At 35.9% G+C, this 23,943-nt stretch carries 15 protein-coding genes, 2 tRNA genes and 3 rRNA genes; 7 read left to right on the forward strand and 13 right to left on the reverse strand.

The window, feature by feature from the left end; all coding sequences use genetic code 11:
• Nucleotides 1–6 precede the first annotated feature (6 nt).
• Both H1R17_RS00560 and H1R17_RS00565 read left to right on the forward strand, forming a co-directional pair.
• Nucleotides 7–1,107 carry an efflux RND transporter periplasmic adaptor subunit gene (locus tag H1R17_RS00560; RefSeq protein ID WP_163430467.1) on the forward strand — a complete coding sequence of 367 codons (1,101 nt, stop codon included), beginning with the start codon at nt 7–9 and terminating at the stop codon, nt 1,105–1,107.
• A gap of 38 nt (nt 1,108–1,145) precedes the next feature.
• Entirely contained in the window at nt 1,146–1,562 is a 417-nt protein-coding gene (locus H1R17_RS00565) for a hypothetical protein (protein ID WP_240453303.1), read from the forward strand.
• Nucleotides 1,563–1,813: 251 nt separating this feature from the next.
• Here the strand turns inward: H1R17_RS00565 and rrf are convergent.
• The 8 genes from rrf to H1R17_RS00605 all read right to left on the reverse strand — a co-directional run bounded on the left by rrf (nt 1,814) and on the right by H1R17_RS00605 (nt 15,607).
• A 5S ribosomal RNA gene (gene rrf / locus H1R17_RS00570) occupies nt 1,814–1,925 on the reverse strand.
• Nucleotides 1,926–2,111: 186 nt separating this feature from the next.
• Nucleotides 2,112–4,992 (reverse strand): 23S ribosomal RNA (locus H1R17_RS00575).
• Between the two features lie 183 nt (nt 4,993–5,175).
• Nucleotides 5,176–5,249: transfer RNA gene (locus tag H1R17_RS00580), tRNA-Ala, on the reverse strand.
• A 90-nt stretch (nt 5,250–5,339) separates the two neighbouring features.
• Nucleotides 5,340–5,413, reverse strand: a tRNA-Ile gene (locus H1R17_RS00585).
• A gap of 69 nt (nt 5,414–5,482) precedes the next feature.
• Nucleotides 5,483–7,000: ribosomal RNA gene (locus tag H1R17_RS00590) — 16S ribosomal RNA — on the reverse strand.
• The 16S, 23S and 5S rRNA genes sit together here with 2 tRNA genes alongside, the layout of an rRNA operon.
• A gap of 602 nt (nt 7,001–7,602) precedes the next feature.
• Nucleotides 7,603–12,837: a T9SS type A sorting domain-containing protein gene (locus H1R17_RS00595; RefSeq protein ID WP_181729236.1), complete on the reverse strand. Its 5,235-nt coding sequence runs from the start codon at nt 12,835–12,837 to the stop codon at nt 7,603–7,605.
• A gap of 348 nt (nt 12,838–13,185) precedes the next feature.
• Complete coding sequence (locus H1R17_RS00600; RefSeq protein WP_163433124.1) at nt 13,186–14,685, reverse strand: gliding motility-associated C-terminal domain-containing protein; 1,500 nt, start codon at nt 14,683–14,685, stop codon at nt 13,186–13,188.
• Between the two features lie 205 nt (nt 14,686–14,890).
• Nucleotides 14,891–15,607, reverse strand: coding sequence for an SH3 domain-containing protein (locus H1R17_RS00605; RefSeq protein ID WP_163433123.1), 717 nt, complete (start codon nt 15,605–15,607; stop codon nt 14,891–14,893).
• Nucleotides 15,608–15,730: 123 nt separating this feature from the next.
• Here H1R17_RS00605 and H1R17_RS00610 point away from each other — a divergent pair, with 123 nt between their 5' ends.
• The 5 genes from H1R17_RS00610 to H1R17_RS00630 all read left to right on the forward strand — a co-directional run bounded on the left by H1R17_RS00610 (nt 15,731) and on the right by H1R17_RS00630 (nt 20,175).
• The gene (locus H1R17_RS00610) at nt 15,731–16,750 is read left to right on the forward strand and encodes a quinone-dependent dihydroorotate dehydrogenase (protein ID WP_163433122.1); all 1,020 of its coding nucleotides are present in this window, start codon (nt 15,731–15,733) and stop codon (nt 16,748–16,750) included.
• On the forward strand, nt 16,750–17,376 hold the full coding sequence (locus H1R17_RS00615; RefSeq protein ID WP_163433121.1) for a LysE family translocator: 627 nt from the start codon (nt 16,750–16,752) through the stop codon (nt 17,374–17,376). The genes H1R17_RS00610 and H1R17_RS00615 overlap by 1 nt, the downstream gene beginning before the upstream one ends.
• A gap of 62 nt (nt 17,377–17,438) precedes the next feature.
• Nucleotides 17,439–18,302 carry a hydroxymethylglutaryl-CoA lyase gene (locus tag H1R17_RS00620; RefSeq protein WP_163433120.1) on the forward strand — a complete coding sequence of 288 codons (864 nt, stop codon included), beginning with the start codon at nt 17,439–17,441 and terminating at the stop codon, nt 18,300–18,302.
• A 58-nt stretch (nt 18,303–18,360) separates the two neighbouring features.
• On the forward strand, nt 18,361–19,833 hold the full coding sequence (gene guaB, locus H1R17_RS00625; protein WP_163433119.1) for an IMP dehydrogenase: 1,473 nt from the start codon (nt 18,361–18,363) through the stop codon (nt 19,831–19,833).
• 138 nt (nt 19,834–19,971) lie between these two features.
• Nucleotides 19,972–20,175 carry a hypothetical protein gene (locus tag H1R17_RS00630; protein ID WP_163433118.1) on the forward strand — a complete coding sequence of 68 codons (204 nt, stop codon included), beginning with the start codon at nt 19,972–19,974 and terminating at the stop codon, nt 20,173–20,175.
• Between the two features lie 37 nt (nt 20,176–20,212).
• Here the strand turns inward: H1R17_RS00630 and H1R17_RS00635 are convergent, their stop codons facing one another.
• Genes H1R17_RS00635 through pepE form a run of 5 tightly spaced genes read right to left on the reverse strand, consistent with a single transcriptional unit; the run spans nt 20,213 to nt 23,732 of the window.
• Entirely contained in the window at nt 20,213–20,692 is a 480-nt protein-coding gene (locus H1R17_RS00635) for a phosphate ABC transporter permease (protein ID WP_163433117.1), read from the reverse strand.
• Nucleotides 20,693–20,701: 9 nt separating this feature from the next.
• Nucleotides 20,702–21,232, reverse strand: a complete 531-nt coding sequence (locus H1R17_RS00640; protein WP_163433116.1) for a hypothetical protein — start codon at nt 21,230–21,232, stop codon at nt 20,702–20,704.
• Between the two features lie 8 nt (nt 21,233–21,240).
• Entirely contained in the window at nt 21,241–21,558 is a 318-nt protein-coding gene (locus H1R17_RS00645; RefSeq protein WP_163433115.1) for a GNAT family N-acetyltransferase, read from the reverse strand.
• Nucleotides 21,559–21,617: 59 nt separating this feature from the next.
• Nucleotides 21,618–22,967, reverse strand: coding sequence for an acyl-CoA dehydrogenase family protein (locus H1R17_RS00650; protein ID WP_163433114.1), 1,350 nt, complete (start codon nt 22,965–22,967; stop codon nt 21,618–21,620).
• Between the two features lie 57 nt (nt 22,968–23,024).
• A complete protein-coding gene (pepE, locus tag H1R17_RS00655; RefSeq protein ID WP_163433113.1) occupies nt 23,025–23,732 on the reverse strand; it encodes a dipeptidase PepE in 708 nt (235 codons plus the stop codon).
• Between the last annotated feature and the right edge of the window lie 211 nt (nt 23,733–23,943).

The following is a 23,943-nucleotide window of genomic DNA, read 5'->3' on the forward strand; positions in this document are numbered from 1 at the left end:
TAAAAAATGAAAATATTAAATATCATACCATTCATCCTATTAATATCATTAGTTGCTTGTAATAAAGAAGCAGATGCCAAGAAAGATGGAAAAGAAGCAATGCAAGCTATGAATATGATGGAAACCATTTCAATTTCTAAAACAAATCCTGAAGTAAAATTGAAATTAGCGGGCGAATTGAAACCTTACGAGCATACGGCTCTTTTTGCCAAAGTAAACAGTTATGTAAAAAGTATTAAAGTAGATATTGGCGATAAAGTTACTGCAGGACAAGTTTTGGTTGTTTTAGAAGCTCCTGAAATTGTTTCGCAAATTGCTAATGCTAAAGCAAAAGTACAAGCACAAGAAGCTGTTTATCTTTCAACAAAAGCTACTTATGACAGAATGATAAAAGCCGATGAAACAAAAGGTGCTGTAGCAAAAGATGCTTTAGATCAAATTAAAGCTAGAAAACTAGCAGATGAATCTCAGTTACAAGCAGCGCGTTCTGCATATAATGAATTGCGTAACATTAATGATTATTTGGTTATTAAAGCTCCATTTAGCGGAACAATAACCAACAGAAATGTAGATTTAGGTGCCTATGTAGGCCCTATGAGTAAAGATCCTTTATTAGTAGTTGAAAATAATCAAAAGTTACGCTTAAATCTTTCAGTTCCAGAAGCAAATACATCATTCATCAACAATGGCGATACTATAAAATTCTATGTACGTTCTAAACCTCAAGAAATGCATATGGCTCTTGTAAGTAGAAAATCAGGAAGTTTAGATGAAAAATTACGTTCTGAAAAAATAGAAGCTGATTTTATAAACAAAAACAATGTTTTAAAACCTTATATGGTAGCAGAAACTGTAATTAAATTACAAAATAATGTAGCTACTTTTTTTATTCCTAAAATGGCTTTGGTAGAAAGCGGCATGGGATTATATGTGATTAAGGTTGAGAATGGTAAGACTAAAAACATTCCAGTAACAAAAGGTCGTTTAATGGATGATAAAGTAGAAGTTTTTGGAGAACTAAATCAAGGAGATCACATTTTAAAAATGGCTTCTGAAGAAATTGTAGAAGGCACAACAGTACCAAATAATAAATCAGTAAAAAAATAAATCAATATAGTATGTTATTAAACAGTAAATCAATTTGTATGGTAATTCTAGCAGCAACATCGTTTGTTAGTTGCCAAGAGAAAAAGTCAGAAACTACATCTGAAGTAACACAACCACAAACAGAACAAATTTCAGAACCAAAAGAAATCTCGCAAAACACAAATCCTAAAAAAGGAACACACGTAGCAAGTAATTTGGTTTGTATGGTAAACGATGCTTATATGGGTAAAGAGCAAATAGAAGTTGTTTTTGAAGGTAAAAAGTACTACGGATGTTGCAATATGTGTAAAGAAAAAATACCTAAAGAAGAGAAAGTTCGTTATGCAGTAGACCCATTCTCGTTAAAAAAGATAGACAAAGCTAATGCTTATATTGTTGTTATTGGAGACAATGGAGAGGTTGCTTATTTTGAAAACGAAAACAGTTATAAAAGTTTTTTAAAAGGGAATAAGTAGTATTTAATTTTAAACAAAAAAGCGACTTCGTAGAGAAGTCGCTTTTTCAATATATTATGTTTTTTTATATTAATTCTCTATCTTAAAATTAAATAGAATTGCAATAACTAAAGCAACAATTTCATTTCCTAAATATAAAACCCTTCAACCGCATCTATAATCAACTACTAAAAACAGTCCAAACCTTATTATAAACACCATTTAATTATCCAAAACAAAAAATCCCCATCATTACTGATGAGGATTCTAAAAAAAGGCGGTGACATACTCTCCCACATTAATATGCAGTACCATCTGCGCAATTGGGCTTAACTTCTCTGTTCGAGATGGGAAGAGGTGAGCCCCAACGCTATAACCACCCTAAGTTTTTGTTTAAGGTTTCACGTTTTTTTTTGTTTAAGGTTTGCAACCTTTAACTTTAAACTTGGAACTTTAAACGCAGCTTTGCTGCAATATTGTTAACATATTTTTGATACTATTCTGTAGCTATTTTAGTCTTAATACTTAATTCTAAAATCTTAATACTATAATTTATAAAGCAATCCCTAGAGCACATAAGCTTACGGGCTATTAGTATTACTTGACTATGACATTACTGCCTTTACATCTGTAACCTATCAACGTAGTCATCTTCTACGACCCTTTAAAGAAATCTCATCTTGTGGTGGGTTTCGCGCTTATATGCTTTCAGCGCTTATCCCTTCCCAACGTAGCTACTCAGCAATGCACCTGGCGGCACAACTGATACACCAGAGGTTAGTCCAATTCGGTCCTCTCGTACTAGAATCAGATCCACTCAAATTTCTAACGCCCACAGTAGATAGAGACCGAACTGTCTCACGACGTTCTGAACCCAGCTCGCGTGCCACTTTAATGGGCGAACAGCCCAACCCTTGGGACCTTCTCCAGCCCCAGGATGTGACGAGCCGACATCGAGGTGCCAAACCCCCCCGTCGATATGAGCTCTTGGGGGAGATCAGCCTGTTATCCCCGGCGTACCTTTTATCCTTTGAGCGATGGCCCTTCCATGCGGAACCACCGGATCACTATGCTCTACTTTCGTACCTGATCGACTTGTTGGTCTCTCAGTCAAGCTCCCTTTTGCCATTGCACTCTACGCACGGTTACCAAGCGTGCTGAGGGAACCTTTAGAAGCCTCCGTTACTCTTTTGGAGGCGACCACCCCAGTCAAACTACCCACCAAGCAATGTCCTCAACGTCGTCGAGTTAGATCTCAGATAAGCAAAGGGTGGTATTTCAACAATGACTAACCTACGCCTGGCGACGCAGGATCGAAGTCTCCCACCTATCCTACACATCACTTATCCAAGAACAATACTAAGCTATAGTAAAGGTGCACAGGGTCTTTTCGTCCCACTGCGGGTAATCGGCATCTTCACCGATACTACAATTTCACCGAGCTCATGGCTGAGACAGTGTCCAGATCGTTACACCATTCGTGCAGGTCGGAACTTACCCGACAAGGAATTTCGCTACCTTAGGACCGTTATAGTTACGGCCGCCGTTTACTGGGGCTTCAATTCAATGCTTCTCCGAAGATAACATCTCCTCTTAACCTTCCAGCACCGGGCAGGTGTCAGGCCCTATACTTCATCTTACGATTTGGCAGAGCCCTGTGTTTTTGATAAACAGTCGCCTGGACCTTTTCACTGCGGCCAGCATTGCTGCTGGCGACCTTTCTCCCGAAGTTACAGGTCTATTTTGCCTAATTCCTTAGCCATGAATCTCTCGAGCACCTGAGGATACTCTCCTCGACCACCTGTGTCGGTTTGCGGTACGGGTTGTAATAATCTAAGTTTAGAAGCTTTTCTTGACAGCCTTTAGGTACACTATCACTTTGCCCGAAGGCTCCGTGTACTATCGCATTTCTCCAAATCCTACGCATTTTACTATAAGATCTATAGGTACGTGCTTTAACGAACTATTCCGTCAGTTCGCGGTACTTTCACCACTGTGTCACTCCATCACAACTATTACAAGTACGGGAATATTAACCCGTTGGCCATCGACGTCCCCCTTCGGGTGTGCCTTAGGTCCCGACTAACCCACAGCTGATTAGCATAGCTGTGGAAACCTTGGTCTTACGGTGTGCGGGTTTCTCGCCCGCATTATCGTTACTTATGCCTACATTTTCTTTTCTAAACAGTCCAGCAATTCTCACAAATCACCTTCTACCCAGTTTAGAATGCTCCCCTACCACTTGTATATAATACAAATCCATAGCTTCGGTAGTATACTTATGCCCGATTATTATCCATGCTCGATCGCTCGACTAGTGAGCTGTTACGCACTCTTTAAATGAATGGCTGCTTCCAAGCCAACATCCTAGCTGTCGGGGCAATCAAACCGCGTTTGTTCAACTTAGCATACATTTGGGGACCTTAGCTGATGGTCTGGGTTCTTTCCCTCTCGGACATGGACCTTAGCACCCATGCCCTCACTACTAGTAATCATTTATTAGCATTCGGAGTTTGTCAGGAATTGGTAGGCGGTGAAGCCCCCGCATCCAATCAGTAGCTCTACCTCTAATAAACTATAATAGCGCTGCACCTAAATGCATTTCGGGGAGTACGAGCTATTTCCGAGTTTGATTGGCCTTTCACCCCTACCCACAGATCATCCCAAGACTTTTCAACGTCAACGGGTTCGGTCCTCCATTTGGTGTTACCCAAACTTCAACCTGTCCATGGGTAGATCACACGGTTTCGCGTCTACCATTACTGACTAATGCGCCCTATTCAGACTCGCTTTCGCTTCGGCTGCGTACCTGAAGTACTTAACCTTGCCAGCAACGGTAACTCGTAGGCTCATTATGCAAAAGGCACGCCGTCACCCAACGAATGGGCTCCGACCGCTTGTAGGCGTATGGTTTCAGGATCTTTTTCACTCCGTTATTCACGGTTCTTTTCACCTTTCCCTCACGGTACTGGTTCACTATCGGTCTCTCAGGAGTATTTAGCCTTAGCGGATGGTCCCGCCAGTTTCAATCAAGGTTTCACGTGCCCCGACCTACTCAGGATACCACTATGCATTACATTGCTTACCAATACGGGACTATCACCCTCTGCGGTTCATCTTTCCAGATGATTCTTATTCGCTTTGCATACAATGTCGTGGTCCTACAACCCCAAAATTGCCGTAACAACTTTGGTTTGGGCTATTCCGCGTTCGCTCGCCACTACTTACGGAATCACTTTTGTTTTCTTCTCCTCCGCCTACTTAGATGTTTCAGTTCAGCGGGTTTGCTCATCTATCGATGTGACATGTCTTCAACATGCCGGGTTGCCCCATTCGGATATCTACGGATCAATTCGTGTGTGCCAATCCCCGTAGCTTTTCGCAGCTTATCACGTCCTTCTTCGCCTCTGAGAGCCTAGGCATTCCCCATACGCCCTTATTTTGCTTATTGTGCTCTACTTTTTAATCTCAAAAGATTAAAAATGTGCTTTATATTATTTTACTATAATATTTTTCTACTTTTTAAATGTATCTCAATATGTCAATGAACTTTTCCTTTAGATAATAGAGTATAGATGATAGATAACAGACTAAGTCTATTTTCTCTTTTCTATTCTCTATCTTCTTAAGATAGTGGAGAATATCGGAGTCGAACCGATGACCTCCTGCGTGCAAGGCAGGCGCTCTAGCCAGCTGAGCTAATCCCCCGTGTTTTTAGCTTGCAGTTATCAGCCGTTAGCTTTCAGCGGATTGTTGATAACTCAACTTCTAAAATTTCCTTTTAAATAACTTAAATAGTAGTCCCGGGCAGACTCGAACTGCCGACCCCTACATTATCAGTGTAGTACTCTAACCAGCTGAGCTACGAGACTCTGTATTTTAATTATTCTTGTTTTTTGAACCAACAGTTAAAGAGTAAAAGATGCTTGAACCATCTCTAGAAAGGAGGTGTTCCAGCCGCACCTTCCGGTACGGCTACCTTGTTACGACTTAGCCCTAGTTACTAGTTTTACCCTAGGCAGCTCCTTGCGGTCACCGACTTCAGGTACCCCCAGCTTCCATGGCTTGACGGGCGGTGTGTACAAGGCCCGGGAACGTATTCACCGGATCATGGCTGATATCCGATTACTAGCGATTCCAGCTTCACGGAGTCGAGTTGCAGACTCCGATCCGAACTGTGACCGGCTTTATAGATTCGCTCCTTATCGCTAAGTGGCTGCTCTCTGTACCGGCCATTGTAGCACGTGTGTGGCCCAGGACGTAAGGGCCGTGATGATTTGACGTCATCCCCACCTTCCTCACAGTTTACACTGGCAGTCTTGCTAGAGTTCCCACCATTACGTGCTGGCAACTAACAACAGGGGTTGCGCTCGTTATAGGACTTAACCTGACACCTCACGGCACGAGCTGACGACAACCATGCAGCACCTTGTAATTTGTCCGAAGAAAAATCTGTTTCCAAATCTGTCAAACTACATTTAAGCCCTGGTAAGGTTCCTCGCGTATCATCGAATTAAACCACATGCTCCACCGCTTGTGCGGGCCCCCGTCAATTCCTTTGAGTTTCAGTCTTGCGACCGTACTCCCCAGGTGGGATACTTATCACTTTCGCTTAGCCACTCAAACCGAAGTCCAAACAGCTAGTATCCATCGTTTACGGCGTGGACTACCAGGGTATCTAATCCTGTTCGCTACCCACGCTTTCGTCCATCAGCGTCAATAAATTGTTAGTAACCTGCCTTCGCAATTGGTATTCCATGTAATATCTAAGCATTTCACCGCTACACTACATATTCTAGTTACTTCACAATCATTCAAGAATACCAGTATCAACGGCAATTTTTCAGTTAAGCTGAAAACTTTCACCGCTGACTTAATACCCCGCCTACGGACCCTTTAAACCCAATGATTCCGGATAACGCTTGGATCCTCCGTATTACCGCGGCTGCTGGCACGGAGTTAGCCGATCCTTATTCTTACAGTACCGTCAATAAGCTACACGTAACTCTTTTTCTTCCTGTACAAAAGCAGTTTACAATCCATAGGACCGTCATCCTGCACGCGGCATGGCTGGTTCAGAGTTGCCTCCATTGACCAATATTCCTCACTGCTGCCTCCCGTAGGAGTCTGGTCCGTGTCTCAGTACCAGTGTGGGGGATCTCCCTCTCAGGACCCCTACCCATCATCGTCTTGGTAAGCCGTTACCTTACCAACTAACTAATGGGACGCATGCTCATCTTATACCAATAAATCTTTATAATAAAATCGATGCCAATTCTATTAACCATAAGGTATTAATCCAAATTTCTCTGGGCTATCCCTTAGTATAAGGTAGATTGCATACGCGTTACGCACCCGTGCGCCGGTCTCAAAGCAGCAAGCTGCCTCTACCCCTCGACTTGCATGTGTTAGGCCTGCCGCTAGCGTTCATCCTGAGCCAGGATCAAACTCTTCATCGTATATTTTTTATATTTTTGATGTGTTGTTCAAGACCTCTTAGTTACCTAAAAGCTCTTACTCTTTATTCTCTGTTAATCCAATATGTCTATGAACGTATCTTCTTATTCTCTCGCCTTGTTTCTTAAAGCGGTTGCAAAAGTAGTAACTCTTTTTTAATCTCGCAAATTTTTTTTGAAAAAATTTTTAAACGATTTTTTTAACCTTAAAAAATTATGAACTTTTACAAAACTCCTTTCGGAATCGGATTGCAAAGCTACAACCTTTTTTATTTACAATCCAAATTTATTTTCTAAATTTTTATTGTGTTACCAAATCTTTAAATGAACGTTATTTCTGTAATGCGAGTGCAAAGATACCCCCTTTTTTAAATAGATTCCTAATATTTCACACCCTTTTTTTATTCTTTTTTTTAAATGGCTTTTGGGCAAGGGGTTAGCAACTGGGGGTTCTAAATAATTATACTTTGAAGTATAGAGTTGGAGGAAAAATCTTTTCATTATAACTTATCTATATAAGTTAAAGCTTTAATCTTTATATAAAACAACCAAGGCTGCCTTAAAAGGCAGCCTTGGTTGTGGATATTAACTATTGACTATTATAATTATTTTTTCACAATTTTAATAAATTGGCTGTTTTCTTTTGTTTTAACATTCAGCATATAAGTACCTGAACTTAAATCTGAAAAGTTTAACTGAACCGTTTCTTTATCAAATTGCTTGGTTAAAACCAATCTTCCATTTAAATCAAACACCGATACACTTGTTATGTTTTCTACATAACTTATTGTTAACACATCGTTTACTGGGTTTGGATAGTAATTTAATTTACTTAAATCAAAATCATTTACACCTAAAACAATTTGCACTTCTATTGGTGTTGGTAAACTTGGACAGCTGTTTGATCCTATTATAACTGCATAATAAGTTGTTTTATCTACCAATGGCATGTTTTGTGGTAATGGATTTACCCCTTTCATTGCATCGTCATATGTAGCATACCAAACAACATTTGGTTGATTCATTACTAGATTACTTATTTCAGGGAAATCTACATCTTTAAAAATTTGTGGGGTTACTCCTGTTGGGCTGTTTGGACGACTGTTAATCGTTACTTGAACTTGAGTTCTTCCTGATTCACATCCGCCTTGTGAACTGCTCACAAAATAAAAACCACTCTTTAAAACTTCTGTTGGTAATAACTCTGTTGTATTTGTTGCATTTGAGTACCATTTATACGTAGTACCTGTTGGTGCAACTATTGCCAAATTAGCAACCGTTGCCCCCTCACATAAGGTAAATGAACCAACTGATGGCGAACTGGTGTTTATTACACGAACTGCCACTGCTATTTTTACTGATAAACAATTATCTACACGCTGTGCCAAATAATAGGTACCACTAACTAATGGTGTATTTAATGCTAATGGACTTGTTGATGTAGCATTTGAATACCATTCTGCTGTAGCATTTGGTAAAATTTGAGCCACTAATTGCGCCACTGTACCACTACCGCAAATATTTTGAATACCTGCTGTTGGCGCTGGCACACTACCTTGTGCGGTTGCAACTATTTGAACACGTGCAGATTCACATCCATTGATCTTTTGTGACACATAATAGGTACCATTTACAACTGAATTTGTATTTGGTATTGGTGTTTGTGAACTTGCAGATGGATACCATACCAATTCTGAGCCTGGCAACTGATTTAAACTAACGTTTCCATAATTTATACTTCCACAAATAGATATTGTTTGAGCTGTTAATGCCGCTGGTGCACTACCTACACTTACCAATACCGCTACACGTCCTGATTCACATGATCCTAAAACTTGAGCCGCATAATACGTTGTATTATTTACCAAAGCCTGTGTTAATGGCAATGCTGTGGTTGATGTTACTGAACTATACCAGTTTATTTGTGACCCTGAAACACCACTTGCTTTTAAATCTGCTACTGTTCCTGTTCCGCAAGCAAACTGATTAAAAGCTGCTGTTGGTAAAGACAATGTAGTTATAGTAACATTAAATGGTATACGAACCGATTTACAATTATTTAAGACACTTTCTACATAGTAAGTACCCGTTTGTGAAATAGTATTTATTGGTATTTGGGTAGTTGTGTTGTTAAAAAACAACAAACTTCCACCATTAGGAACACCCGTTACAACTACATTACTTGTAGATGTAGCCTGGCAAAACACTTGATCTGCCACAACTGGTGCTGGTACACTAGTTACATTTACTGTTATAGCCTTAGTAGTAGAACAGCCATTTAATCCTGTTAAAACAGCATTATAAACTTGGTTCATATTAGCACTTGAAACTACATATACTTTTGTAGCTGATGATCCAGCTGTATAAGGTATTGTTGCTGCTGCATCTAAATACAAATTACTAGAAGGTGACCAAGTAACTGTTGATTGCCCTAATCCAAATCGTACATTTAATCGACTTGTGGTTGGAACTCCTATAGATGGATTTGCATTAGTAGCACTACTTGCACTCATTCCTACATTTACACCTGCTACAGTATGGTAGTATGTTTGCGCATTATTTCCACTTCCTGCCCCTTCTTGGGTTACCTCTACTAATATATTTGATTGTCCATCCCAATAAAATGGATTATCTAAAACTACCGTTTGTAATCCTTGGAAAATATGGGTATGATTCTCTTTTGAATAAACCGTTGATAAATTTCCTGATATAAAATTATTGGTTCCAAACGATGTATTATTAGTAGCCATCATCTTAATTGTATATCTTGGATTACTTAAACTTGCGCCTGAATCTAAGGTCTCAAATGATAAATCTTTAATATATCCAGACCCCGTAATTCCTTGCGCCATTAACTCTGCCGCACTATAAATATATTGCTGTTTTGAATAAACCGCACTTTGTACAAATGCAGACACATTACTTGTTCCTGCTGTAGTAGTACGTGCTGTACCTACAGTTACATGAGGTGGTAAAGTCTCTAATACTTTTATCTCCTCTACTACATCTTTACATAAATCTATTGTACTTGGTAAGCTTATTAACGCTTCTGGTTTCTCACTAGCATAAACATAAACTTTCTTCTCAAATTCACAAATACCATTTGACTGGCTTGCTACTAAAGTATATTCTTGCTCTTGTGTTGTACTAAATGTCCAACCATTTACAGCATCGCCATTTACTCCTGTACTAGGACTCCAGGTAAAAGTATCATATCCTCCTAAATTGGTTACTACACGTACAGAACTAGATGCATTTCCATCACATGAACTTACCTTATCTGTTGATAAATCAAATAATGGCTTTGGCGCTACGGTTACTGGAATCTCTATTGCTGGTGATACACAACCTGCATTCCCAACAAACACCGTATTTGGACGACCATCAATAGTAGACGTACCACCGCTTCCATTAACACTTCCACTAACAACAGTTAAAAATTCTGCTGCTGTTCTACTATCAGCATAAGTATATGTGTTCATATCATTAGAAGTTGTATGATATCTTAAAGCCCCATCATTACCACCTGTATTTTGATTACTCCAATTTGTTTGAACAACTATATTACTTACACCATCCCAAACAAAAGGAGTTGTAAAAGTAAAAGTCTTCGTACCTACTGCAAATGTCTCTGATGCATTAGAATAAACCTGTGTTAAATTAGCATTGGCAACATGAGTACCAGTTGCAACACTTTGAGTTGTAGTACCCATAGCTATAGAAAAATCATTTCTTGCTGCTGTTCCAACAGTTACTACATCAAACTTCAATGCTGTTATTGGACCTGCTGTTAATCCTTTATCAATTAATTCAGCTGCTGTAAATATAAACTGGTGTTTATATCCCCCATAAAAATGAATTAAAAAAGTTTCCTCACCCGTAGTAGTTAATGTCCCTGTACCAACAGTAACAGGAGTATTCTTAGAGACATTCCAACTACGTAACCAAAAGCTTCTGTTTTGTGTTACGTCATTTGGAGACATAAAATTAGCTCCTTCATACAAAGGCGTTAAGTCATCTTTTGTATCAAACCATACTGCTACATAACTAGAATTTTCTACTACTGCATTTAGTTCCGCTTTTTGTGGACCACATAAATCTAATGATGTAGTATATGATGTAAAATCTGAATAATTACATAAAGTCATAAATTTAAACTCTTTACTCCACAAACTTTTATCTGTAGCAGAGCAAACTGTTCTTACATATACTTGATAATTAGTTTCAGGTTGTAAATTAGCAACTGTAAAACTTGGTGAAGTTGTAGTTCCCGAAGCTACCAATCCAGTAGGTCCACTACCTGCACCACCAGAAGTTCTTACTTCATATTCAAATGTAACACTTGATAAAGAGCGAGTATCTGGTGTAATAGTAGCACTTATTGAATTTTTAGTTATTGAGTTAAAAACCAAATTAATAGGCTGATAACAAGTAACTGGTACTACATTTATATTATCTACTGCAATAGCAGGCATTGTTCCTCCAGAACCATCATTTCTCCATTCAAAAACAACTCTAAAATTATTAGTATATTTAGTAATATCTTTTATCACATGGGCTCTCTGAAAAGTATTCTTCAAATTTAAAAGACCGAATAAATCTACTCTGTCAGCAGAGGCTGTAACTCTAGTTCCTGTTGTAGGATTAAAACTAGTAGGTACAAGCCATACCGTTAAAAAGTCCCATGAACTTTCACCTCCTCCTTTCCAATCAAACTCTAAAGCGACCTCTTCAATACCTGTTGGTATATTAAAATCTTTAAAGGCATGCACTACACTAGCTGTATTTATTGTGTAATTATTGGTTACTCCATTATCATTTGAAACATATAATGACTTAGTACTACTGTTGGCTACTGCGGTACCAACAACCCATTTATTTACTTCCGTACCATTAGACAACACCCAATCAACTGTAGCTGTTTCAAAACTTTGACTATACGGCATATTTTCAGGAACAATTACAAAAAAACTTTTGTTTACCCATAAACTTTTATCTGTTGCAGAACATTTTGTTCGAACATAAATATTATAACTTGCGTTTGATTGCAAATTGGATACTGTAAAATTAGGCGTAGTTGATGTTCCTTGTTGAACTAAACCTGTTGCTCCACTACCAGGTGCACCAGCTGTTCTTATTTCATACTCATAAGTAACATTTGAAGGGCTTGCTGGATCAGGAGTGACAACAACATCTACTGATGTAGCAGAAGCTACATTAACAGTGGTATTTAATGGCCTAAAACAAGTAAGTGCTTTAACATCGACATTATCAATAGCACCTGCAGGCATCGTACCTAATGAACCATCATTTCTCCACTCAAAAACCAATCTGAAAGATCCTGCAGCAGAGTAATTTGCAATATTTTGAACAAATTGCAATCTCTTGAAAGAAGCGTCCATATTTAAATTACCCGTCAAATTAATTTGGTCAGTAGCTGTACCAATTTGCGTACCTACTGTTGGTGTAAAAGAGGTTGGAACCAACCATACTCTAATATAGTCGCAACAGCTTTCTCCTAAAGCTCTCCAATCAAAAGAAATCTCTACTTCAGGAACACCAATGGGCACTATAAAGTCTTTATAAGCGTGAACCGTACTTGCAGTACTATTTGTATAATTATTTGTTACTCCACTATCATTGGAAATATACAAACTTTTCGTACCTCCATTTGCAACGGCTGTCCCCACAAACCATCCATTTGTCTGTGTCCCGTTTGCTAATGTCCAACCGTGATTAGTGTTTTCAAACCCTTGGGTATATGGCAAAGCGGTTTGAGCACTCAAAGAAAACCAGAGAACACTTATTAGCGAAAGAATGATTAAATAAAAATTTTTCATAAATAAAAAATCAAAATTAGTTTATAGAAGATAAACTTAAAAAAATTTTTTGAATAGTTTAATGAAATTTTATATTTTTTTTAACTACAAATAAAAATGAGTGAATTTTAATAGATTCTATCAAGTATTTAACAAACAAAAACATATATTAACATCCTGTATTATTTAATACTTCTATTTGGTAAAGTACAACATAAAAAACATCACCTATTTATAATGTTCAATTCATTTATTAATCTGTTTTAAATTCTTTCTAGTTAACAGAAATTAGCATGATAAATATCTATTCTAAATAAAAAAGACCGAGTAATCATTTTCACTCGGTCTTTTTTTATATAATAAACTTTTTTACTTTATTTCTCTTATTAAGTAAATATATCCAGAAAAAGTTTCAAATGCTGTACTAAAAACATAATAATAAGTACCTGCTGGTAGTAGTTGTCCGTTTTTATCCTGCCCTATCCACTGAGTGGTATATCCTTTTCCATGTTTAAAAACCTCAGTACCATATCTGTTATATATTTTCAATTCATTTAAATCATAAATACTTAAATCAAATCCATCATTAGATCCGTCAGAATTAGCAGAAACTCCTTTTTGTATAGGACAATCCTTTGCCAAATTAACATGAGATTTAGTTGAATTATTTTCTTCATCTATTTCATAAACAAAACCTTTCTTTGTACCATCATCATCAACATTAATCATTAAATCAAATCGATATCCAAACTTTGCAGGTATTTCTAGTCGAGTTTTAAGCTTGCTTTCTTTTCCAATACCTATTTCAAAATCTGTTTCAGCTTTCCCTACTAATTCATTATTTATATAAAAAGCTATTGGAGTATTACTTTTAAGTGGATGATTTCCTTTGTAATTTGCAACAGTATATTCAACATCAACTATGCGTTGATGACAATGATTTTTATAACTATCAAAAGCTATAGTAGCATCAGGAAAAACACTATACACAGATAAGACAATGGTATTAATTAAAACAACATCTCCATTAGTTTTCATTTTTATATCCAATGATGTATCATCAGCTTTTACGTGATTACTTAAATCATACAAATCTAAATCCATATTCCAAGCTTCTATTGATCCAGAAAATGTATTGGTTCCGTTAAAAGCATTATTGGACGGATTTAATCCATTTGACAACAATTTATCATTAATTCTTAATTCTTCTCCATCGCTTATATCTTTATCACCTTCCCAAGCTAAAAAAGCAATTTTTGAATTAGCTGCGTTTGTAATTCTAAAACCGTCTAATACAATATTAATCATAGGATTTACATCTCTATCCATAATTTCAAAACCATCATAAATAGCAACTAAATTATTTTCAATTTGAGGATCTTGATACACTACAGCAATAGACCAACCAACATAATTGCCACCGCAATATTTAGGCATATGTCTTGTTAAGTCTAACTCTGAGAGCTTGTACTCTCCTTTTCCAAATTGTTTTACTATATTCGTAACATCAGCAAAGGCTGAAAAATAGCCACTCTTTTTGTCGGTACTTAAATATAGGTAATTTTCCTTTGTAGATTTTACTTCAACACCATTTAGTTTTACATTCAAATCTGCCTCTTTTTCAACACCGTTTCCAGACCAATATAAGTATGCTGCCACAATTGTTTTATCTCCATTGATCCGTAAAAAATCAGATGACTCTGTTAAAATTGCACATGAAGCAGGATCACCATTAGGCAATACATTCATTGTATTTCCTAACATGGTAAAATCATAACTACCATAAAACTGTTTAAATAATGATACTTTTTGCGCAAAAGCAAAAGTGCTAATAAAAGCAAAAAAAATAAGAAGTGTTTTTTTGTACATGTTTTTAAATAATAATGTCTGTAAAAATATACATTTTTATGATATTTTTAATACTTTTAAAAAAAACATCTAAAAACACTAAACAATATGTTACTACATAAATTTCATTATTTATAAACAAAGGTATTTTGTGTAATTTCATTAAAAAAGAGACTGTATCAATTTTAAGCAAATCTTAAGTTAGCAATAGTATTGTAAATCATCATTAAAAAGGCATAATTACTTTTCGTTGTTTAAAAACACCTTTTTCAAATACAAACAAGCAATAATAAGCACCTGCACCATCAGAATTTAAAGAAAGCAGATACAACTCTTCTGTTTTAGCATCAAAATAAGCTGTAGTTTGACCAATACTTACATTAAACAAATTTTCGATAATTTTTGCGGGTAAAACCGTTTTGCTATTATTATAGGTTACTTCAATGCTTTTATAATGTGATTTTGGAATGGTAAAATCGGTACCCCAAACCAACTGATTGTTATAAAACTCTTCTACATAACCTACTTCTTTATGTTTTACTTTTTTAAATTTTGCTTTGTTCTTTTTATAATCAAAAGGTTCACCTTTAACTACAATTTTAATGTTTTTGGCTGTTAAATGCACTTCATTATCAGAAATGAAATCTTGCTTTAAAGCCAAAAAATTTTCTAATAAAACTACGCGCGATTTATGGATGTTTCCGTTTAAACTTTCTGTATCTGTTTTGGGATAATCAACCATGAACCAATTAACATCGGCATCATCAAAAACATACACAAATTCATTCGATTTTATAGTACCCACAATTTTGCTGTTTGCATTGGGTTTTTCTCGCAAATTCACAAAACCATCTTTATCAACTATTTTTCCAAATTGAGCAAAAGATGCCGTATTCATCAAACAAAAAACAGAAATTACACTATAGAAAATAACTTTATGCATACAATTGATTAAAGTTTAAAGTAATTAAAAGTACATTTTTTTTAGAATTTAAATCTTTCAATTCTTAAATATTTTATTTTGATGTAAGAAAGATTACTTTTGCAACGCAATAATCTCACAACTATGTATAAATCAATCATCCGTCCTTTATTTTTTAAATTCGATCCAGAAGAAGTGCATCATTTTACTTTTTCTATGATTAAAACGATGCAAAAGATTCCTGGAGCAAAATCAATCATTAAATCTATTTATCAGGTAAACGATAAACGATTAGAGCGTGAGGTTTTTGGATTGAAATTTAAAAATCCGGTAGGATTAGCCGCTGGTTTGGATAAAGATGCTAAGATTTATAATGAGTTAGATGCTTTTGGATTTGGTTTTATTGAAATTGGAACCATTACGCCAAAACCACAAGAAGGAAATCCTAAAAAACGTTTGTTTCGCTTAAAAGAAGATTCGGGAATTATTAACCGTATGGGTTTTAATAATGGCGGAATTGATTTAGCTATTGAGCGTTTAAAAAAGAACAAAGGTGTTTTAATTGGCGGAAATATTGGTAAAAATAAGGTAACACCAAACGAAGAGGCTGTAAACGATTATACCATTTGTTTTGATGCTTTATTTGCGTATGTAGATTATTTTGTGGTAAATGTTTCTTCGCCTAACACGCCTAATTTGCGTGCATTACAAGACAAAGAACCTTTAACAGAGTTGTTATCTACGCTTCAAAAAAGAAATCTTGAAAAGGCAAATCCAAAGCCTATTTTATTAAAAATTGCACCCGATTTAACCGATGAGCAATTATTGGATATTATTGATATTATTAACGATACCAAAATTGCGGGTGTTATTGCTACCAATACAACTATTTCACGTGAAGGTTTGCAATCGGCAAATAAAGTAGAAGTAGGTGGTTTATCTGGTAAACCTTTAACCAAGCGATCTACAGAAGTTATTCGTTTTTTATCAGAAAAAAGCAATAAATCGTTTCCTATAATAGGTGTTGGTGGTATTCATTCTGCAGCCGATGCTTTAGAAAAATTAGATGCTGGTGCCGCATTAGTACAAATTTATACAGGTTTTATTTACGAAGGACCTGCTTTAATTAAAGAAATCAATCAAGCTATTTTAAAACGTAGTTAATGACATTAGAAATCATTATATCGTTCTTTTTAACCAGTTTGGCATTAACTATTGCGCCTGGTCCTGATATAATGTATGTATTGTCTACAAGTATTACGAAAGGAAAACAATTCGGAATTGCAGCTGCAATAGGGCTTAGTTCCGGATTGTTGTTTCATACCACATTATTAGCCTTTGGAATTTCGACCTTAATTGTAGCAATTCCGTGGCTGTTTATTGCCATAAAAGTTTTCGGTACCCTTTACTTATTGCGTATTATTTACTTGCTTTACAAAGCACCCATTGAACCTATTGTAGTTGATGTAACAAATACCGTTTCTTCAAAATCGGTTTTTCAACAAGTGCAACAAGGGTTGATTATGAATGTATTGAATCCGAAAATTATGTTGTTTTTCTTGTCGTTATTCCCAACGTTTTTAAAACCCGAATTCGGAAATTTAAAACTACAAGTGTATACGTTAGGCAGTATTTTTATGATACAAGCTTTAATTGTCTTTGTTTTAGTAGCCATTCTTTCATCATACATTCGTAAATTTTTAGTGAAGCACACATACATTCAAGGACTTTTAAATTATGTGCAAATAGCTGTTTTTATTGCCCTAATTGTTTTTATGTGGATGAAATAGTGTAATGATAATTTTATACTAATTTTTTGCAAATACTTTAGTTTCTCTTATCTTTGAAAACTATGAAACCAGTCAAAATAATCGAATGTCCAAGAGATGCTATGCAAGGCATCAAGATGTTTATTCCTACCGAAAAAAAAGTACAATACATTCAATCGTTACTACGCTGTGGTTTTGACACCTTAGATTTTGGTAGTTTTGTTTCGGCAAAAGCTATTCCACAAATGCAAGATACGGCTGAGGTTCTAGCTCAGTTAGATTTATCTGAAACGCAAACTAAATTATTAGCTATTATCGCTAATACAAAAGGTGCAGAATTGGCATCGGTTCATAACGAAATTAAGTATTTGGGCTTTCCTTTTTCTATTTCAGAAAATTTTCAAATGCGCAATACGCACAAAACCATTGCAGAATCATTAATTACGCTTCAAGAAATTTTAGATATTGCAGCTAAAACCAATAAAGAAGTGGTAGCGTATTTATCTATGGGCTTTGGAAATCCTTACGGCGACCCTTGGAATGTTGATATTGTTGGTGAGTGGACAGAAAAATTAGCAAGCATGGGGGTTACCATTTTATCGCTTTCTGATACCGTTGGTTCATCAACTCCTGAAGATATTGATTATTTGTTTTCTAACTTAATCCCTAAATATCCTAAAATTGAATTTGGTGCGCATTTACACACCACACCTGATGCTTGGTTTGAAAAAGTAGACGCAGCGTACAAAGCAGGATGTACTCGTTTTGATGGCGCTATTAAAGGTTTTGGTGGATGCCCAATGGCAAAGGATGATTTAACAGGAAATATGCCAACCGAAAAAATGTTGAGTTATTTTACAGCAAATAAAGTAGCTACAGGTGTACAAATGATGTCTTTTGAGGCTGCTTATAACGAAGCGTTAAACATCTTTAATTTTTATCACTAGAATTTTATATTTTAATTTTTTTTGATTAAATTTGCATGCAATTCAACTACAATTGCACATGAAAGCACATACAACTAAAATCGTTGGTCAAGGTCTAACTTATGACGATGTATTGTTAATACCAGCTTACTCTGAGGTATTACCACGCGAAGTAAATATTCAATCAAAATTTACAAAAAACATTACCTTAAACGTTCCAGTAATTTCAGCTGCAATGGATACGGTAACCGAAAGTGCAATGGCAATTGCAATGGCTCGTGAAGGCGGAATTGGCGTTTTACATAAAAATATGACTACAGAGCAACAAGCTATGGAAGTTCGTAAAGTAAAACGTGCAGAATCGGGAATGATTATTGATCCTGTTACATTGCCATTAAGCGCAAACGTAGGCGATGCTAAAAATGCAATGCGCGAAAACGGAATTGGAGGAATTCCTGTGGTTGATGAAAATCAAATCTTAAAAGGAATCGTTACCAACAGAGATTTACGTTTTGAAAAAGACAATAAACGCTCTATTCAAGAAGTAATGACTTCTCAAAATGTTGTTACAGCTATAGAAGGTACTACTTTGGCTGAGGCTGAATCAATTCTTCAAGAAAATAAAATTGAGAAACTACCTGTTATTGATGCTTCAAATAAATTAGTAGGATTAATCACTTTTCGTGATATCACAAAATTAACCTTAAAACCAAACGCAAATAAAGATAAATTTGGTCGTTTACGTGTTGCAGCTGCTTTAGGTGTAACTGCCGATGCTGTTGAACGTGCAAGTGCTTTAGTTGCTGCGGGGGTTGATGCATTAATTATTGATACTGCACACGGACACACAAAAGGTGTGGTAACAACTTTAAAAGCTGTAAAAGCGGCATTCCCTGAAATTGATGTAGTTGTAGGTAACATTGCAACTGCCGAAGCAGCTTTGTATTTAGTAGAAGCGGGTGCCGATGCTGTTAAAGTAGGTATTGGTCCGGGATCTATTTGTACTACTCGTGTAGTTGCAGGAGTTGGTTTTCCGCAATTCTCGGCTGTAATGGAAGTAGCTGCTGCTTTACGTGGTACAGGTATTCCTGTTATTGCTGATGGTGGTTTACGTTACACAGGAGATATTCCTAAAGCCTTAGGCGCAGGTGCTGATTGTGTGATGTTAGGATCGATGTTAGCTGGTACAAAAGAATCTCCGGGCGAAACAGTAATTTTTGAAGGTCGTAAGTTTAAAACATACCGTGGAATGGGTTCTGTTGAATCGATGAAGCATGGGTCAAAAGACCGTTATTTCCAAGATGTAGAAGACGACGTAAAAAAATTAGTTCCAGAAGGAATTGAAGGTCGTGTACCTTATAAAGGAGAATTAATTGAATCGATGACGCAGTTTATTGGAGGTTTACGCGCTGGTATGGGGTATTGTGGAGCAAAAGATATTGCAACACTACAAGAAACGGCTCGTTTTGTACAATTAACCGCTTCAGGAATTGGAGAATCGCATCCACATAATATAACCATTACAAAAGAAGCACCTAATTATTCAAGATAATTTAGTTTTTATATATCAAAAAAAGCTTTCCAAATGGAAAGCTTTTTTCTTATTTTTAGAAATTATGAAAACGTTGTAAAAAGTACCTACAATAAAATACTAATTAAAGCGTTGTATAAATAACTAAAAACAAGTACAATGAAAAAACAACTTTTAAACATTTTAACTATTGCTTTTGCAATTACAACAGTAGGTGTGTTGTTAGATAGTGATCGAGTAGAGCTTAACGTAGTAATGCGTTTTGTAGAATACTTTGCAATGGTTGCTATTATTTTTACCATTTTAAGCAGCTTTTACTTTGGTGTAAAGTTTATGCTAAACAAGTTTAAGTTCGTAAACTAAAAAAACAAAAGCTCTTGATTTCTCAAGAGCTTTTTATTTAATTACTTATTTTTTCAAGATCATATAAACCATAATGTAGCCAAACACCAAACATGTTAGTTGTTAACGCAAAGGTTTCATTGCTTATTTTTAAAGAACCTTTTTGGTTGGTTTGGCAAATAAAAAAATGACCGCCGTCCATACAATTCATGCTACTGTTTTTGTGCAGAGTTGTCCATCCAAATTCTTCGTATTCGTTATTTTCTTCATTAAATAAAAACCTGCGAATAGCCTGTTTATCTTTCTTGATATCTTTTTTAGAGTAAATAGTCCATCTTTTTAAATCGGCTTCATACTTACTTGCAACATCATTTTTATTTAATATGGGTGCAGGTTCAATTACCAATGTGTCAATAACGGTATTGTTGTTATTGTGCATTTTTAAAACATACGTTCCAGACCAAATATCTTCTTTATTTTGAGAAAATACTGTTGAAGAACACAAGTAGAAAATAATAAAAAGAAATCCGTTTTTCATACCTATTTATTACATACTAACCATAGGTTTTAAACATTCTCCTTTTTCAAACACTTCATTTCTACTATTTGTTAAGTGTTTTACTTTTTTGTCTTTACCTTCAAACAATATTTTAAAAGATTCGGTTTTAAATAAATCTAATTTTTCAGGCTCAAAGGTTAAAACGCCTTTGGCAACTCTAAAAGTTCCTTCAATAAACTGTAGTTGTTTTGCTTGACCAATAATATATCCTTTTTCATTGGCTTCCTTTTCTGCAACAGGATCGTAATCATAATTGGTAATAATCATTCGCGCCAAATTATTATTCCATCCGTATTCCAAAAGACTTTCGGTTACAAATACTCTCCCTTCTTTTTCTTCTTTAGTGGTGTATACAAAACATTTTGTGTCGTTATCATCGTCTTTTGCTAGCGACTCTATTGCTACAGGAGGTGCTTCGCGAACGGGAGGTGGAGGTGGAACAATTTTAGGTGTTTTCTTTTTTTGCGCAAAAGTTCCTCCACTAACCATTAAGGCAATAAAAATAAATAGGTATTTCATAGCTTTTTTTATTTTTCATTGAATCTTGTAAAGATAGGATCTACAATGCGTTTCCATTCCGGATGACGCTTAATGTAAGCAAAAACCAACGGACATAGTGGAATCAAAGTATATTGATGTTCTTCTAAATACATCAATGTTTTTTCAATTAAAGCGGTAGCAACACCTCTACCAGCTAATTCTTCAGGACTTTCTGTATGAATAAGGGTAATGGTTTGGTTACGCTCTTTAAAATCGATAAATGCTGTATAGCCATCAACAGTTAGTTCAAAACGATGATTGCTATCATTTTTATGCACTTCTAAGGAAATAAACTCTTCTTTCATTTTTTTTGTTTTTATAAAGGTACATTTTTGCGAGTTGTAAAAGCTTAATGTAGATTGATTTATACAAAGGCAGAAAAACCAGTTATACTTCTGCCAACTATTAAAGAATTTATTTCTTTTGTACCTTCATACGAATAAATAGCTTCAGCATCGGCTAAAAATCGGGCTACATTGTATTCTAATAAAATACCATTACCTCCCATTACTTCGCGGGCTCTTGAAACAATGTCACGTGTTCGTAAGGTACAAAACACTTTAGCTAATGATGCGTGCTCGTCTTTTAATTTACCCGAATCTTGTAATTGTGATAAACGAAAAACCATTGTTTGCATAGCAGTAAGGTTGGACAACATTTCTACCAAATGATTTTGTATTAACTGGTAAGATGCAATTGGTTTTCCAAATTGTTTGCGCTGTGTGGTATACGCCAATGCATTTTCATAAGCACCACGTGCGCAACCAACCGCCATCCAAGCTACACCTGCTCTGGTTGCTTGTAAAACTTTAGCAGTATCTTTAAAACTATTGGCGTTTGGTAAGCGATCTTTCTCATCAATCATGCAATCTGTAAGCGTAATTAAACCGTTTTGTACAATACGCAATGCCATTTTATCTTTTATTTTTTCTACAGAAAATCCAGGATTATCGGTTTTTACTATAAATCCTTTTACTTGATTATCTGCAATATCTCGTGCCCAAATAATTACAATATCAGCAAAAGTAGCATTTCCAATCCATTTTTTTTGTCCGTTTAGCTTCCACCCATTTTCGGTTTTTTCACAAGTAGTAGTCAATCCGCCAGCTGCACCAGAACCTACTTCGGGTTCGGTTAGCCCAAAAGCGCCTATTTTTTTAAATTGTTGTAGTTGGGGCAACCATTCTTGTTTTTGCTCTTCTGATCCGCAACGGTAAATACTGCCCATACACAAACCGCTTTGCACACCAAAAAAAGTGGCTATTGAGGCATCAACTCTGGCCAGTTCGCAAGCAATGATGCCTTCTAATAAAGACGATTTTCCTGCGCAACCATATCCTTCATAATTAATACCACATACATTAAGTGCTGCAATTTTAGGGATAATTTCCATAGGAAAACTGTCGTGTAACCAATGCTCGTTTACAAGAGGAGCGATTTCGGTTTCCATAAACGCACGCACTTTTAATTGTATGTTGCGTTCGTCTTCTGTTAAACCATCACTTACATCATAAAAATCGGCATCAATAGGAGGTACTTCGTGTTTTTTTTGTGTACCACTTAGTAAATGAACAATTCCTTTTAATTGCTCATCATTTAACGCACTTACCGATTGCATTAACTGTTTTAAATCGACTTTTTCGTTAAGTTTCTGTAAGGCATCTATATCAATAGACTGAATTAAATCAATGGTTTTCTTTATTTTATCAAGCATATTTTTCTTTTCAAGTTACAAAAAGAAAATAAAAAACGATCTGTAATAGATCGTTTTTTATGATAAATTTGATAAATCTGCTTCGGATTCTAACTCAATCGGAGTTTGGTTTTGACGGAACAATCGTGCGGTTAATGTACCTTTTAAAGTGATTTTAGCACCACGCACTTCTAACCAACTTCCTTCGCGTAAACCCAAAACAGGTTGTGTGTTAAAAGCGTGAAATTCATTAATGCGGGTTTCACGGGTTTCGCCCATGTGTGTAGAACCCTCTGTTGGATCTAAATAATGCGGATTAATATTAAACGGAACCATACCTAATGTTTTAAAACTTGGCGGATAGACGATAGGCATATCGTTTGTGGTTTCCATAGTTAAACCGGTAATATTACTGCCGGCAGAGCATCCCAAATAAGGAGTGCCGTTAAGTAAAACGGTTTTTAGGGCAGATAATACGTTGGTTTCGTATAGTTTTTTAACCAGTAAAAAAGTATTTCCACCACCCGTAAAAATACCTTGTGCTTGTTCAATTGCTGCTAGAGGGCTTTCAAAAGTATGTAATCCTACTACTTTTTTACCTATTTTGGTAAAAGCTTCGCTTACTTTTAACGTATAGTCATCATGCGATATTCCACTAGGACGTGCATAAGGAATAAATACAATGGTTTCGGCGTTTTTAAAATGCGCTTCTAAGGTAGGTAGTAAATATTCTAAATAGCCCAAGCCAAAAACGGTTGAGGTGCTTGCTATGATTAAGTTTTTCATTTTTTTACGACTTTAATTAACTGATTGAAAATTTCTTGATTCGATTTTTCTTTAGCAGCATAATAAATTTTTTCGTTTGTGTTAGTTGTAATCAGTATAATAGGTTTGTTTTGCGAATTTATTAAAAGTTTTACTTCTTCACCTTCACCGGTTCTAAAATATCCTTTTTCAATGGTTTCTAATGCAAAGCCGTTTGTTTTTTTACAAACTT

Origin of the sequence: Flavobacterium sp. xlx-214 (assembly GCF_013874595.1) — a bacterium.
In the GTDB taxonomy this organism is placed as follows: domain Bacteria; phylum Bacteroidota; class Bacteroidia; order Flavobacteriales; family Flavobacteriaceae; genus Flavobacterium.

Excerpts from the sequence above, each read along its gene's own strand:
- H1R17_RS00560 (WP_163430467.1), top strand. The coding sequence starts at position 7 with ATGAAAATATTAAATATCATACCATTCATCCTATTAATATCATTAGTT.
- H1R17_RS00645 (WP_163433115.1), bottom strand. The coding sequence starts at position 21,558 with ATGAAAGAAGAGTTTATTTCCTTAGAAGTGCATAAAAATGATAGCAAT.
- H1R17_RS00630 (WP_163433118.1), top strand. The coding sequence starts at position 19,972 with ATGAAAAAACAACTTTTAAACATTTTAACTATTGCTTTTGCAATTACA.
- H1R17_RS00635 (WP_163433117.1), bottom strand. The coding sequence starts at position 20,692 with ATGAAAAACGGATTTCTTTTTATTATTTTCTACTTGTGTTCTTCAACA.
- H1R17_RS00600 (WP_163433124.1), bottom strand. The coding sequence starts at position 14,685 with ATGTACAAAAAAACACTTCTTATTTTTTTTGCTTTTATTAGCACTTTT.
- H1R17_RS00565 (WP_240453303.1), top strand. The coding sequence starts at position 1,146 with ATGGTAATTCTAGCAGCAACATCGTTTGTTAGTTGCCAAGAGAAAAAG.
- pepE (WP_163433113.1), bottom strand. The coding sequence starts at position 23,732 with ATGAAAAACTTAATCATAGCAAGCACCTCAACCGTTTTTGGCTTGGGC.
- H1R17_RS00620 (WP_163433120.1), top strand. The coding sequence starts at position 17,439 with ATGAAACCAGTCAAAATAATCGAATGTCCAAGAGATGCTATGCAAGGC.
- guaB (WP_163433119.1), top strand. The coding sequence starts at position 18,361 with ATGAAAGCACATACAACTAAAATCGTTGGTCAAGGTCTAACTTATGAC.
- H1R17_RS00595 (WP_181729236.1), bottom strand. The coding sequence starts at position 12,837 with ATGAAAAATTTTTATTTAATCATTCTTTCGCTAATAAGTGTTCTCTGG.
- H1R17_RS00610 (WP_163433122.1), top strand. The coding sequence starts at position 15,731 with ATGTATAAATCAATCATCCGTCCTTTATTTTTTAAATTCGATCCAGAA.
- H1R17_RS00605 (WP_163433123.1), bottom strand. The coding sequence starts at position 15,607 with ATGCATAAAGTTATTTTCTATAGTGTAATTTCTGTTTTTTGTTTGATG.
- H1R17_RS00650 (WP_163433114.1), bottom strand. The coding sequence starts at position 22,967 with ATGCTTGATAAAATAAAGAAAACCATTGATTTAATTCAGTCTATTGAT.
- H1R17_RS00615 (WP_163433121.1), top strand. The coding sequence starts at position 16,750 with ATGACATTAGAAATCATTATATCGTTCTTTTTAACCAGTTTGGCATTA.
- H1R17_RS00640 (WP_163433116.1), bottom strand. The coding sequence starts at position 21,232 with ATGAAATACCTATTTATTTTTATTGCCTTAATGGTTAGTGGAGGAACT.